Origin of the sequence: Lachnoclostridium phytofermentans, from assembly GCF_000733755.1 — a bacterium.
Lineage (GTDB): Bacteria > Bacillota > Clostridia > Lachnospirales > Lachnospiraceae > Lachnoclostridium > Lachnoclostridium phytofermentans_A.
On the sequence record NZ_JPOF01000008.1, the window covers coordinates 132,455 to 147,268 of the forward strand.

Genomic DNA, 14,814 nt, shown 5'->3' on the forward strand with positions numbered 1-14,814 from the left:
TAAAATGATGAATGATATAACATATATGCAGATTGAGGTAACAACAAGATGTAATTTTAATTGTGTTTTCTGTTCGGGTAGACATATGGAACAAAGAGATATGGATTTTGAGACGGTAAAAAAAGCAATTGATATGTTTCCTCACCTTAAAGATATCGTACTTCAAGGAGAAGGGGAACCATTACTTAATCCAAGCTTCTTTGATATGGCTACATATGCTAAAAATGCAGGTTTGAATGTAATCACGATTACAAACGGAAGTCTACTAACCGATGAGAATATTATGAAACTATTAGAATCTAAGATTGATGTTGTTTATATATCAATTGAAGCTCCTGATAGTGAGCTGTATAAGTCCATACGAAGAGGTGGTGACTATAATAAATTAGTTTCGAATTTACAAAGGTTTGTGCAACTTAGAAATGAAAACAATTTAGGTAAACTCAAAATTGGTTTTGCTATTACCGTAATTCGAAAAACGAAAGATATGTTTGAAAAGATACTAAAGCTATATCAAGAATTAGGTTTAGATGCAGGGGTAATGTATAACTGTTTAATCAAGGTATCTCATTATACAAAAAATTATGGCGATGATTTAAATAATCAAGCATTTACACCTGCGGAAGAAAAACTTATTTTTTATGAGAACGATAAGCTTCTAAATCAATATAACATAAATTTCGGAGCACAGCCGAAATATGATAATTTTAGTAACTGTATCTGGCTGGATCATAGAATATCTATTAATTTACACGGTAGTTGTATGCGTTGTCCTTTTGATAAAGATGATACAGGATTTGTTTATGGCAACATCCATAATAATACTTATGAAGAAATTATGGAGTCTAAGAGAAAACTGTTAAATAAGGAACATAAGCTACCAGAAACATTAAATTGTTACAATTGTGCTATCTATAAATAAACGAGTTCAAAAAACATATTTACTTAAATATAAGGAGTAGATCAATGTATAATTTAGCTTTTTGGGGATTTGGAGAGATGGCCGGCTATCACCTTTCGCATTTACTACAGTACGATAAAATAAAACCGGTAGGTGCGTATGACATTAATCGTGTAAGGCAAAGATATGCTGAATGTCGTGGATTAAAAGCTTATAAATCAAAGGAAGAACTTTTAAGCGACCCACAGATTGATATTATTTTAGTGGCAACATCCAATGAAATACATAAGGAACTTTCAATAGAGGCTTTAAAAGCAGGTAAACATGTACTCTGTGAAAAGCCAGCTACGATGAATTCTGCAGATCTGGAAGAAATCATTAAGAGTGCAGAAAATGAGAAAAAAATCTTTACTGTTAACCAGAATCGAAGAGTAAATAAAGATTTTCTTCTTATGAAAAAGTATGTGGAAAATGGAACCATAGGTGATGTATATGCAATTGAATCAAGAGTAGAGGGTTCCAAAGGAATACCAGATGGCTGGAGATCAATAAAGTCCATGGGTGGCGGTATGATGCTAGACTGGGGAGTTCATCTCATTGATCAGATCATGTATATGAGACAGGAAAAAGTTACAAACGTTTTCTGTAAAATGTACAGTATTAACTACAAAGATGTAGATGATAACTTTAGATTAACCATGACTTTTGAAAGTGGATTAACTGCTCATATTGAAGTATCAACCAATAATTTCATAACTCATCCTCGTTGGTATGTATTAGGGAATGAGGGAACATTACAAATCGATGACTGGAGTTGTGATGGAAAAATCATACGTTGCTTGAATAGGGAAGACAAATGGGATAAAGAAATAACTCAATCAAAAGCTGGACCAACTAAAACAATGTCACCTAGAAGTCCAGAATCCGTAGAAACTATCATATTAAATGAAGCAAATAATGGTTTCGATTTCCGTGAACTTTGTACAGTTTATGATCAAATGGTAGATGCAATTGACCAAAAAGCTCCTTTAATCATTACCCCACAGCAATGTTTACGAGTTATAAAGGTTATGGAAGCAGCTTTTGAATCTGCAGAAAAAAACGAAGCAATTCATACGTGTATATAACAAAGCATTAGAAGCTTCTACTATGACAGAATATTAAAAGTATAATTCTGAAAACTAAGATTCTAATACTGATATAATAAAATAATTGCTTTATAAAAAAGGAGTTTGCAAAATGAAAAATGTTAAAAGTGTTGCATTTTCCGGGTACTATCTACGTGGTAGCAGTTTAGGTGAGACTATATTTGGTAGAAATATTGCTTCAAAAGAAATCTTGGTTAATTTTTTAAAACATACAACAGCAGAAGAATTATGCTTTTGTTATGTAGAAGATTATTATCAGTATCAAATGATCAATCGTTTGTATAAAAAAATTAATCGAACTCATATGAGTGAAAAAAAGTTAACATTAGTTAACCGAATTGATTTGCTACAAAAAAATGTGAAATTTGATGCTGATATCATATGCGATTGTGTGGAAAATTTTAAGCAAGCGATTTATTTGAGAGAGTATTATTCAAAGCAATATTCCCCGATTTCAATTATTATCCATTGCGCTAGCCAGGTTGATGCTATTTCAAATTTTCTAATGCCTTCCGTTTTAATGGGATTAAAACCGTTTGATACCTTTTTTTGCAGTTCGGAAGCGGTTAAAAAGGTCCTTGAAAAGCAAATAAATGAGCTTTGTTATAATTTTAAAGCGCTTTATGGCTTAGAAATCAAGCCTACTTTCAGAATGGATGTTGTACCACTTGGCATTGATGACGAAGAATTTAAGCCAATTGACAAAAAGCAAGCGAGAGAGTTGTTAAACCTACCACAAAATGAATTTATAATACTTTATTTGGGAAGAGTTTCAGCATTCTTTAAGGGTGATATATTACCTTTGATTAGGGTGGTCAAAAATTTATGTGTTAATAATCCAGATAAAAATATTAGGCTAATCATCGCTGGAGCTGATTACAATGGTTTCAATGACTATAAGCAGATTAAACAATACATATCAATATTGGGTATGGATAAGAACATAACCCTTTTTGAATCCTTTGATTTTAATAATCGCAATGTTTTATATTCAGCTTCCGATGTTTTCACCTCTCCAACAGATAGTATTCAAGAGACCTTCGGCTTGACACCACTTGAAGCCATGGCTTGTGGTATACCGCAGGTAGTATCCGATTGGAATGGATATAAAGAAACCATAATTCACGGCACAACCGGATATAAGGTACCTACCTACTGGTGCCGTTGTGATGAGGATATTAGTGCGTATCCAGATGCATTAACAGAAGAATTTAATTCGGATCGCTTCTACAGTCATCATTTATTAGCTCAATCAGTAGCAATTGACTTGATTGCTTACGAGAACTATTTTCAACAGTTATTAGATAATGAAATAATGCGTAATTCTATGTCAAAGAATTCGCTGGAAGTATTTCATAATAATTATACACTGAAAAAAACAATCAGGTCTTATGAGACGATTTGGGATGAATTAGTCTCGATCAAAAATAGGATTACATACAATAGAGAATCTCAGCTTGATCTATATAATCCTAATTTTTTTGATATGTTTTCGCACTATGCAACGCATATTTTGGATGAGTTCACAACGTTTCATATTACAAAATTAGGCTACGAGTTGATATTAGATGAAAAAATAATACCGTGGCATTATCCAGAAGAAAAGTTGTTGAATGAAACAAAGATAGCAATAAAAATACTAGCTGACTTTTCTCTTCGTGAAAGCTTTACGATGTGTGATGCTATTGCCTTGTATGAAAGCACTGTGAATCAGTCGGTAATAAAAAGAAGTGTAATGTGGTTATTTAAACAAGGATTTATAGAACTAAAATCGGATGCTTTTGTGGAAATATATAAAGAGATAAAAATATAAAAAAAAGGATGAGATGATTAATGAAAGTTCAATTATTTTCGGTTGATGCATTAGGTCATAATATTTTAGAGAGCTTAGGTATAGAAAGAATTAAAGCATTTTTAAATAACAATAATGTAAATGTAAGGACTTCTTACATCAATCTAGTATTAAATTATACTATGAATGAATTTACTGAAGTGGCAAATAAAATTGATTTTTCATGTGATATTTTTGGCTTCTCAATTTATCATTCAAACAGAAAAGAAATTATCAAGCTTATAGAGATAATAAAAGAAAAAAAACCAAATGCAATTATCTGTTTAGGCAGTAAATATGCATCCTTATGTTATGAAAATCTAATAAATGAGATGGCATTAGTTGATTTTATTATTCTCGGTGATGGTGAAACTACATTCTTATACGCAATTAACTATCTAGAAAATGGAGGAGAGGTATGTAATATTGCAGAAAACAATGTATATATCGCAACCAAAAAAAATTACACAGATAGAGAAGTATGCAGTCTTGATATTAATACTTTACCATGGCCGGATAGAAGCAATTTAAAAACAACTTCATCCTTATTTGCTTATGTATGTGACATGCATGGGTGCAACGGAAATTGTTCCTTTTGTGGACTACGACATGCAAAGATGAAACTTACTTGCAGAACAGCAGATGATTTAATGCAGGAATTAATTCACATCTATAACACTACAGGTATTCGAATATTCTATTTTACCAGTGGAAGCTTTGAAATACCCGGCAAAAGAGGGAAAGAAAGAATTGAGGCATTATGTAAATTGTTATTAGAATATCCAGTTAAGTTCTCTTTGCGATGTTATTTAAGAGCTGAGAATTTTGATGATTCTGATAAAGAACTACTATTACTTATGAAAAAAAGCGGATTTAGTTATGTTTTCATTGGGATAGAAGCAGGCAATGAATTTGATTTAAAGGTCTTTAATAAGAGAGCTGTTATGGAGGATAATTACAAAGTATTATCCTTGATGAATGATGCTAATATCTATGCATCAGATTTTGGATTTATCATGTTTAATCCATATTCTACAATGGATAATATCGTTGAGAATTTTAATTTTCTCTTAAGCCAAAGGAGCTGCTACCTCAGTAAATATGTAAGTGATCTTAAGATTATCCTAAATACTGCTATTTATAAAAGAATCAAAGAGGATAACTTAATTATTAAAGATGATATATACAAGTTCTTACATTCTGATGTTAATGAAGTTTCTGAGTTTATTAAAGAGAAGTTTTATAAATCTGATTTATTTAAGAATGAACTATTCTTTAATGAACTTTGTGAGTTGTATTTTATGATAAAGGATATGGTTGCAATGGATGACTTAAATGAGGAAATTCAAGATGTCTTCAACAACTTATTATCCCTATTACAAGAATATTTTACAGATTTGTATGTAACTAAAGACATTCAAAAATGTGATGAAAACTTTAAGGCTTTCGAGAATGCAATGAATTTAGAATATAGTAAATGTCAAATGTTATTATATCGAGTACGAAAAAAATATATACACTACATGAATACTGCACCTCGCGATAATATGGTTTAAATATTCTAATATCGCTTACTAAAAAACAATATAAATACGTATTAAAGAAAGCCATAAATAGATGTGAATTGGAAACATATTTAACGGAACGTATTTGATTTCTTGATTTACATATTGATATACATTTTCAAAGATATTGTTAATGGTATATCCGGGAGATGCATAGAAACGGGAGGATAAATGGAATGGAAAACATTTTTGATTTAATAATGAGATATGAGTCCCACGCTCAGGATACAATTCGTCTCGTTGCGAACGAAAATCTTCCTGATTTAGAGGAACGGTTACCATTCATAACGGATTTATTTGCGAGATATTCTTTTGATAAGGATGCTCCTTGGAAAGCTTTAACTTACTGTTTGGATGATATTGAAAGAGAAACAGAAGATATGATGAAAGAGCTACTTGGTTGCAAATATGTGAATTTAAAGCCGATATCCGGTCTCAATGGAATGATTACTGTAATGTCAGCCTTTAATAAATTAGGGGATTCAGTTATGATTTTGGATCCAAGAGATGGAGGACACGGTGAAACAAGTCAAATATTGACTCGACTTAACTTAAATCCCGTTTACCTCCCATTCAACCGTGATACCTGGCAAATTGACGTTGAAAAGCTGAAAGAATCTATAGATAAGTACAATGTAAAAATGATTTATCTTGATATGTGCATGGTGCTTTTCCCTCAGCCATTACGTAAGATTAAGGAAATATGTTCCGATAAAGTATTAATCGTTTATGATGCATCCCATGTTCTAGGTTTAATTATTGGAAATGAATTTCAAAAACCCTTAGAAGAGGGAGCAGATATTATCATTGCCAACACTCATAAGACAATGCCAGGACCACATAAGGCTGTTTTTGCAACAAATAAACGCCTCCTCAATTGGTTGTTTTTACAGGAAAGCAGGCATTATATTTCCCATCATCACATTGCCGATGTTGCATGTTTGGGTTTGGTACTTGAACGTGGAGCTTCTTATTTTCAACAATATGCCTCCGAAATAGTTAATAATGCCAAGGCACTGGCAGAAAAACTATATCAAAGAGGAGTTAAGGTCCAAATGCCGCAGCTTCAATTCACCACAAGTCATCAATTGTGGATTGACTGTGGTGAAAAAGATGATATTGACGAGGTTATTGAACTTTTAAACAAGCTTAACATTGCAGTCAATGGTACATTAATACCTTCTATGGATATGCAATGGGGTATTCGTGTAGGAGTTCAGGAAATAACAAAACAGCAGATTACTCCGGAAGGAATTGATATATTAGCAGAGCTTATTTCATCTGTAATCATCAATAGGAATGTAAATGATGATCTTATGAAGAAAAAAGAATACTTATTGCAGTATGGATTCAATAATCGTTCGGATAATGCTAAGCTAAAAAGCATCATCGAAATCATTAGGCAATAAAGAATATTATGAAAATAATATACTGTTATGTAAATCTGGGTTAAGAAAAAGCTGTTAATAGGAGATATTTATGGCAGAGAAAAATAAAACGAAAATCAGTTATATATTATTATGGTCTCTAAAGAAGATCAAAGCGTTCAAAATTGAATTTTTATTAAACTTATTACTGGGATTTGCTTTAACGGCACTAAATTTGGTTATTGTTTATCAGACTCAAATGGCAATACAAAATGTAACTAAAGAAAAAGACAAATTTATTAAGAGTATAATTTTCCTTATATCTTTTACCCTAGTACAGATATTATTTCAATCCATTCAAAGTTATATCGGTGGAAGATTAAGTGCAAAAGTAGCCTTTAGTATGAAAGAGAAATTTAACAAGAAAATAGTATCTTTGCCTAAATCCAGCAAAGATAAGCTTAATTCTGGCGATGTTATCTCTATATTCAATTATGATTTAAATGTAATAACTGATTTTGTTCCAGGTGGTCTGAACAACACTATATTTCAGGTTGTTATGGCACTTATAGCAGCAATTTACTTAAGCTTTATTAACTGGAAGTTACTTGTAGTTAGTATGATTTTTTTACCGATTGCCATGTATATTTTAAATATTCTCCAAAATAAAATGGGTGATTATTTTCAAGTAGATTCAGAAAGTCGTGGAAAATCAAATATCGTAGCAACTGAGACAACCCAAAACATGTACTTGGTTAAATCCTATAATATGCAAAATCTGATGTGCAATAAGATTAGTGAATTTTATAAGGGAAGTCTTGATAGCTGGATTAATATACATAAAATATTTTCGCCAATTTTAATGCTAACAATAATGCTAAGACAATTTCCTAAGTTTACCTGTATTTGCTTTGGAGGCTGGTTGGCCATAAATGGGCAATTAAGATTGGAAGAATTAATAGGATTCGTAATGCTTTTAGATTATGTAATTTCACCAATTATTTCAATACCTCAAATAATTGTTATGTTAACATCCGCAGGTACATCAATAAAACGAGTAGATTCAGTTTTAGCCCTTTCTGATGAACGTACAAATGGGGAGAATGTTGCTCAATTCGAGAATAATACAACTTTACTAGAGGCAGAGAATGTGTCCTTTGGTTATATAGAAAATAAGAATGTTTTAAATAATATTAGCTTTAAGTTAAGACAAGGTGAACAGGTTGCCTTAGTTGGAAAAAGCGGATGTGGAAAAAGCAGCATAATCAAATTGATTACAGGTGATTTTGAGGTTAATTCGGGATCTTTTCGATTGTATGGACAACCATATAATATGTTATCACTAAAAAGCATTAGAAATAAAATGGCTTTAGTGTCACAGGATGTAACCATCTTTCCTCTTAGCATAAGTGAAAACATAGCAATAGGCAGTGCGGATGAGAATATATCACAGGAACGTATAATCGAAGCAGCAAAGCTTGCTGGTGCGCATCAATTTATCATGAAATTACCTGAAGGATATAGCACAATGCTTGATGAAAATGGAGTAAATCTATCAGGCGGAGAAAGACAGATGATATCGATTGCTCGAGCCTTTCTAAAGGATGCACCAATTGTTTTATTGGATGAGCCAACCTCTTCGTTAGATGCTCAATCAGAGAATACTATTAATGAGTCAATAAAACGACTTGTACATAATAAAGGAGTAATCATCATATCTCACAGACTCTCATCAATTATTCAGTCTGATAAGATTCTATTGATCAAAGAGGGCTGTATTATTGACGAGGGAAATCATACTGAACTCTTAGAAAAGAATGAATATTATAAAAATATTTATTTATATGATATTACACACGATAAGGAAGAGGTGAGTTAATTATGATAGGTGAGTATTTTAAGGAATTGGGTCGTGTCTATTCATTTCTTGGAAAAAAGAAATTGCAATATTTTATTTCTATTTTAATAACAGGCTTAGCATATCCTTGCATAAATATCATTTTTTCCTTTGCATATAAGGGCTCCATTAATGCAATTGAATTTAATAAGCCTTCCTTATTTATTAATATTTGTATTCTATTTATAGCAGCGATAATAATTCAGTGTGCAATAGAACCGTTTGCAAATTATTATAATGGAAAATTAGTTAATAAGACCATTTATGATATTAAAAATAAAGCGTTTAAACATACAGTGGATTTACCTATTTCATACTTTGAGAAAAATCACAGTGGGGATATTCTTTTAAGACTTACATCAAATATTGATTCATTTGAACCTATTTATAGAGGTAGCTTTAGAGATATTGTGCAATCGATTTTTTTCGGTGTGGGTGCTTTTATCTCAATGATGATATTTAGTTATAAACTAGCGTTATGTTCACTATTCTTTTCAATAATTACTTTTATTGTTAATAAATCGTTTACAAAGGTTATGAGAAGTCTGGGAACACAAAAACAGGAGCAGAATTCTGAATTAGTGCAGTACTTTGTTACAACATATAACTGTGGACATACTGCCAAAATGTTTTGTAAAGAAAACATTCTAGTAAATCAATTTAATTTTGCAAATAGAAAGCTATTTAAAACGGCAATTCAGGTAATCAAAAAGGAAATACTAAAAAACAATTTATCTAGCCTTGTTAGCAATGCATCTTCCATGTTTGTTCTTGTACTTGGATTAATCATGGTTATGAACAATCAATTAGATATTGGTTCCGTGGCTGGTGTTGTCTCCTTACAAGGTGGCTTAACAAATATGTTTGTTTCATTAGGTGGCTTTTTTGCTAACATGCAGGGGAATTTGGCTAGTGTAAATAGAGTATTTGAACTACTGGATACTCCTGTCGAGCAACCAAGATATGATTTGCGTAAATCAGATATAAGTGAAAAGGGTGATATCATATCGTTTGAAGGGGTTAGTTTTTCGTATAATTCCAATGAAAAAGTTTTGGACAATCTAAATATGAATATCAAAGAAAATATGAAATTAACAGTGATTGGACATAACGGAAGCGGAAAATCAACTTTTATAAAACTTTTATTGGGCTTTTACCAACCAGAAGGAAAGATATCCTTTTATAATAAAGCGTTTGGAGATTTTACCCTTTCCGAGATAAGAGATAAAATAGCATACGTTTCACAGCAACCTGTGTTGTTTAACGCGTCTATTTTAGAGAATATAGGTTTTGGAAAACCAAATGCAACAAAGGATGAGATTATTCATGCTGCAAAGATGGCTAATATACACGACTTCATTATGAGTCTTGAGGATGGATATGAAACAATCGTCGGAGAAAATGGTATATTCTTGTCCGGTGGTCAAAAACAAAGAATTACTATAGCCAGAGCATTATTAAAAGATGCACCAATTATATTATTTGATGAAGCTACTTCATCACTTGATGCTGAGAATGAGTTAGATATTATGCAATCATTGGATCAAATACTGGGTAAGCGTACGGTTATTGTTGTTACACATCGTTTAAATTCAATTCAAAATTCGGACTGGATATTCGTATTAAATGATGGTCAGATCGTTGAACAGGGAGATCACAATAGCTTACATAGAAATAACAGCATATATAAAAAATTATTTGATTTACAATCAATAAATAAGGATGGAGCAAGTATTTGTTATGAATAATTCATCAATAAAGTTATTATGTATTCCTTACGCGGGAAGTTCGGCATACAACTACAACAAGTGGAGTACATATTTTGATCACAGTGTAACGGTATATCCGTTAGATCTTGCTGGTAGGGGCATGCGATGTGATGAGGATTATTATGAGAATATGAACAATGCTATTGATGATCTTTATGAGAAGACAATGAATGTAATTGGTAATTCAGAGTATGTATTATTTGGACATAGTATGGGAGCTCTCTTGGCATATGAATTATGTAATCGATTAGAGAGCAGCAAAGTGAAACAACCGAAGCATCTAATCATATCCGGTTACCCTGCACCACAATTGCCACAAGACGATTTGGATAAGGATATTAAAGAGATTGTCCAAGAATTAGGCGGGATGCCTGAAGAGATATGGAGTAATCCATATTTATATGATGTTTTTATGCCAATTCTCCAAGCAGATTACCGTTTACTTAGGAGCTATCGTTATCCTCTTGATAGAATGCCGTTAAACACGGATATCTCTATCTTATATGGAGAGAAAGATATTAAGACTCCTTTGGAAAAGGTAATCAGTTGGCGTGGACTTACGAAAGGAAGTTTCGATTATCATTTATTTAAAGGAGGCCATTTTTTCATTAATGAGCACACGGAAGAGGTAATCGATTGTATTAAAAGAATTCTGATTATGGGAGAAGTTTAATATGGTGAAGATAGGAATAATAGGCTGTGGATGGATTGTAAAAAAAGCATATCTACCGGTACTTGCAACAATGAGGGATGTGGAGATATGCAGTATTTATGACATTAATATTCATGAAGCAAGTAATGAATTGGAACAATACCACGTATCCGATCTATGTGATAATATAGACCGCTTCATGGCTACAGATATCGATGCTGTAATTATTGCAACACCGAACAACACGCATACATATTATACAAATTTGGCGCTGGAATCCGGTAAGCATGTATTATGTGAAAAGCCCGTGGCATTTACACGTTCTGACGTAGAGAGTTCACTTTCTATAGCAAAGGCCAACCAGAGAATTTTTCTTCCTGCATTTGTTAATCGATTTAGAACAGACATATTAAAATTCAAAGAGTTAGCGTCTTGCCTTGGTGAGATTCAAGAAGTTGAAGTTAGCTGGATACGTAAATCTGGAATACCCAGACCGGGTACATGGATTACCAACAAAGCAATAGCCGGAGGTGGCGTATTGGAAGACATTGGGACTCATGTAATTGATATTGGTTTAATGTTTATATCTAACAAGGACATAAAACAGGCACATTTGATTAAAGGAACAAGTGAAGAAGCTGAACACGAAGGGGCTCAATGGAATATTAACAATGAGAAGCAGAAGATACCCTTTGATGTCGAGACTTGGGCTAAAGGCGAGATTGTATTTGGCAACAATTCGATATTGAAATTGGATGTAAGTTGGGCATCTGATGTTAGCCAGGATGTTACAGCAATCAAAGTAGTAGGAACAAATGGCGTGGCCAGCATGGACACATTGTTTGGGTTTAGTAACAATTTTACACGACAGAATATAGTGATCAACCAGAAATTGGCGAGCGGTAAGAACGAAACAGTTAACTTCCCCATGAATAATACATTTGCAATAGATGCATTTCGTAATTTGATTCAATATTTTATTGACTCAATTCAGGGACAACCTATGGAGAATTTAATATCTACTGATGGGATCTATGTTGTTGATGTCATAGAAAGGCTTTATCAATCAGTTTGATAGGAACAGGAGGTTGCATGAGTTACGTAGCAATGGATATAGGAGGCTCGAATGTAAGATTTACTGTGGCAAACGATTGGAATTCTAATACTTTAGAATATCAAAAGAAGCCTTTTATAAGATTAGGTGATCCTTATTTGGAGGTTGAAGCAAACATTTGCAGAATTGTTGATAATATTCCTGAAGAGGTGGAAGGTTTGGGGATTTCTCTGGCAGCAGTAATGGACCGTAGTAGTAAGAAGGTGAAGACTTGGTCAAACAACCCATCTTGGAATCAATACGAATTGGTGCAGCATTTGAGTAGTAGATACAAAGTGCCTATTGTCATTGAAGACGATGCAAATTGTGGTGCTATAGGCGAGTATAGTTTTATCAAAGAAATAGTTAAGAATATGGCTTACATAACCATTGGGACAGGCATTGGTTGTGGCTTGGTTTTAAATGGTTCAATCTTCCTAGGGGAAAACGGATTTGCTGGAGAATTGGGTCACGTTTATACGGGGAATACAGATAGGAATGCTGTTTGTAGCTGTGGTAATAAAGCGTGCTTTCAATCTATAGCATCAGGTCCTGCTGTACTAAAATCCTATAATTCAATTGCCAAAACCAAGCTGACATCATTAGAGCAAGTTTATTCTCGTTATAAACAAGGAGAATCCAACGCCGTTATGTGCTTAACTGACATGATAAATTGTATTTCAGAAGTTGTATATAACCTTGCAATGTGTTTGGATATCTCGACTTTTCTAATCGGCGGTGGTGTGAGCAATATGGGAAGCGAGTTTATAGTCAAAATAGAGGACAGAGCGAATGAACGCTTGCGATGTTTTGAACGACAAATCTCAATTGAGAAGGCTCAACTTGGCGAGTTTAGCGGAGTATGTGGAGCATTACAGCTCCTTAAAGACCATGTTCACATAAAGAAAGGATAATAAATTTCTATGTCTAAGAAAATGATAGCAATCATTAATGGTCCTAATATAAATATTTTAGGTAAAAGAGAAGTAAATGTTTATGGCACAGAAGACTGGAATTCAATTGAACAAAAGGTCAAAGCCATTGGCAAGAAAATCGATACTGAATTGCTGTTTTATCAATCAAATTACGAGGGCGATATCGTTGGTTTTATTCAAGAACATATGGACAATTTATCCGGAGTGGTCATTAATCCGGCAGCATTTACTAAAACAGGTTATTCGATTCTAGATGCACTAAATGCGCTAAATTCACCATATGTTGAGGTTCATTTATCGAATATTGTTTCAAGAGGCGGTTGGCATTCTGAATCAATTTTTACTGAAACTGCAGTTGGCTTTATTATGGGGCTTAAGGGATATGTTTATGAATTAGGCTTACAAGCAATAAATAATTATTTGGAGGGAAATAAAAATGACTAAATTAGCAATTAGTAACGGAGAGAAAACTAAGACAAAGGCTTTCCCCAAATGGCCATATTCAAATGAAAGAGAACTTGAATTGGTGGGAGAGGTATTTTCTGAAGGAAATTGGTGGCGCATGGCCGGAGACAAAGTTAAAACCTTTGAGAAGAGTTTTGCGGCCCTACACGATGTAAAATATTGTATTGGTGTCACCAATGGTACACACGCAATTGAACTTGCTTTAGCCACATTGGGTATTGGCCCTGGTGATGAAGTTATTGTTCCGGCTGTTACATTTATCTCTACAGGTTCATCTGTAATATACGCAAATGCAACACCTGTATTAGTTGATATTGATCCTGAAACATTTTGTATGCTTCCTGAAGCTTTTGAGAAAGCGATTACTCCAAATACCAAAGCGGTAATTCCTGTACATATGGCTGGTCATGCATGCGATATGGAGAAGATTTGTGCGATTGCCAAAAAGCATGGCATTAAAGTGATTGAAGATGCAGCTCACGCTCATGGAGGTCAATGCAGTAACAAAATGCTAGGATCTTATGGAGATATGGCAATTTTCAGCTTCCAGAACGGTAAAATTATGACTTGTGGAGAAGGCGGAGCCTTGATTACAGATAATGAGGAGCTATATCAAAGAGCATATTTAATACATGGAGTAGGTCGTCCTGATGGTGATCGTATATACGAACATAAGGTTTTGGGATCCAATTATAGAATGAATGAATTTTCTGCTGCTATCCTAATTGCTCAACAGGAACGACTGGAGGATATGAATAAAAAGAGGCATGAGAATGCGCTTTTATTAGATTCTCTTTTACAAGATATAGAAGGTATTACACCACAAGGTCGCAAGGATTATGCAACTCTTATTACACATTATATGTATATGTTTTACTATGATTCAAACTATTTTAATGGTCTTTCAAGAAAAGACTTCGTAGATTATTTGATTGCAGAAGGAATACCAGCTTTTATTTCATTTCCTGTTTTGTCGGAGACTACCTTCTTTAAAAACAATGATTTTAATGGGCATCTTGGCAAGTTTGAGCAATCTGCATTGAATGACTTATCTAATTCTAAGATAATTGCAGAAAATGTTGTATGGCTACCACATTACACTTTACTTGGTGATAACCAGGATATGACAGAGATTGCTCAAGCAATTAAGAAGATTCAGGATGCAGTTAATAATAAATAATGGAGGTGAAG

At 33.3% G+C, this 14,814-nt stretch carries 12 protein-coding genes; all 12 read left to right on the forward strand.

What is annotated here, in order from left to right; translation table 11 throughout:
- Positions 1-4: 4 nt before the first annotated feature.
- The 12 genes from CC92_RS0119205 to CC92_RS0119260 all read left to right on the forward strand — a co-directional run bounded on the left by CC92_RS0119205 (position 5) and on the right by CC92_RS0119260 (position 14,803).
- The gene (locus CC92_RS0119205) at positions 5-922 is read left to right on the forward strand and encodes a radical SAM protein (protein WP_029501894.1); all 918 of its coding nucleotides are present in this window, start codon (positions 5-7) and stop codon (positions 920-922) included.
- 44 nt (positions 923-966) lie between these two features.
- Positions 967-2,028, forward strand: coding sequence for a Gfo/Idh/MocA family protein (locus CC92_RS0119210; protein WP_029501893.1), 1,062 nt, complete (start codon positions 967-969; stop codon positions 2,026-2,028).
- A 112-nt stretch (positions 2,029-2,140) separates the two neighbouring features.
- On the forward strand, positions 2,141-3,862 hold the full coding sequence (locus CC92_RS0119215) for a glycosyltransferase family 4 protein (protein ID WP_029501892.1): 1,722 nt from the start codon (positions 2,141-2,143) through the stop codon (positions 3,860-3,862).
- 20 nt (positions 3,863-3,882) lie between these two features.
- On the forward strand, positions 3,883-5,436 hold the full coding sequence (locus tag CC92_RS0119220; RefSeq protein WP_029501891.1) for a B12-binding domain-containing radical SAM protein: 1,554 nt from the start codon (positions 3,883-3,885) through the stop codon (positions 5,434-5,436).
- A 185-nt stretch (positions 5,437-5,621) separates the two neighbouring features.
- Complete coding sequence (locus tag CC92_RS0119225; protein ID WP_029501890.1) at positions 5,622-6,854, forward strand: DegT/DnrJ/EryC1/StrS family aminotransferase; 1,233 nt, start codon at positions 5,622-5,624, stop codon at positions 6,852-6,854.
- A 70-nt stretch (positions 6,855-6,924) separates the two neighbouring features.
- A complete protein-coding gene (locus tag CC92_RS0119230; protein ID WP_029501889.1) occupies positions 6,925-8,691 on the forward strand; it encodes an ABC transporter ATP-binding protein in 1,767 nt (588 codons plus the stop codon).
- Positions 8,692-8,693: 2 nt separating this feature from the next.
- Positions 8,694-10,457 (forward strand): ABC transporter ATP-binding protein, encoded by a 1,764-nt coding sequence (locus CC92_RS0119235; protein WP_029501888.1) that lies wholly within the window; start codon positions 8,694-8,696, stop codon positions 10,455-10,457.
- Complete coding sequence (locus CC92_RS0119240) at positions 10,450-11,151, forward strand: thioesterase II family protein (protein WP_029501887.1); 702 nt, start codon at positions 10,450-10,452, stop codon at positions 11,149-11,151. Before CC92_RS0119235 ends, CC92_RS0119240 begins: the two co-directional genes overlap by 8 nt.
- 1 nt (position 11,152) lies before the next feature.
- Positions 11,153-12,205, forward strand: coding sequence for a Gfo/Idh/MocA family protein (locus CC92_RS0119245; protein WP_029501886.1), 1,053 nt, complete (start codon positions 11,153-11,155; stop codon positions 12,203-12,205).
- Between the two features lie 17 nt (positions 12,206-12,222).
- Positions 12,223-13,137, forward strand: coding sequence for an ROK family protein (locus CC92_RS0119250; protein WP_029501885.1), 915 nt, complete (start codon positions 12,223-12,225; stop codon positions 13,135-13,137).
- 9 nt (positions 13,138-13,146) lie between these two features.
- The gene (locus tag CC92_RS0119255; RefSeq protein ID WP_029501884.1) at positions 13,147-13,602 is read left to right on the forward strand and encodes a type II 3-dehydroquinate dehydratase; all 456 of its coding nucleotides are present in this window, start codon (positions 13,147-13,149) and stop codon (positions 13,600-13,602) included.
- Positions 13,595-14,803 carry a DegT/DnrJ/EryC1/StrS family aminotransferase gene (locus tag CC92_RS0119260; protein WP_029501883.1) on the forward strand — a complete coding sequence of 403 codons (1,209 nt, stop codon included), beginning with the start codon at positions 13,595-13,597 and terminating at the stop codon, positions 14,801-14,803. The genes CC92_RS0119255 and CC92_RS0119260 overlap by 8 nt, the downstream gene beginning before the upstream one ends.
- Positions 14,804-14,814: the final 11 nt, after the last annotated feature.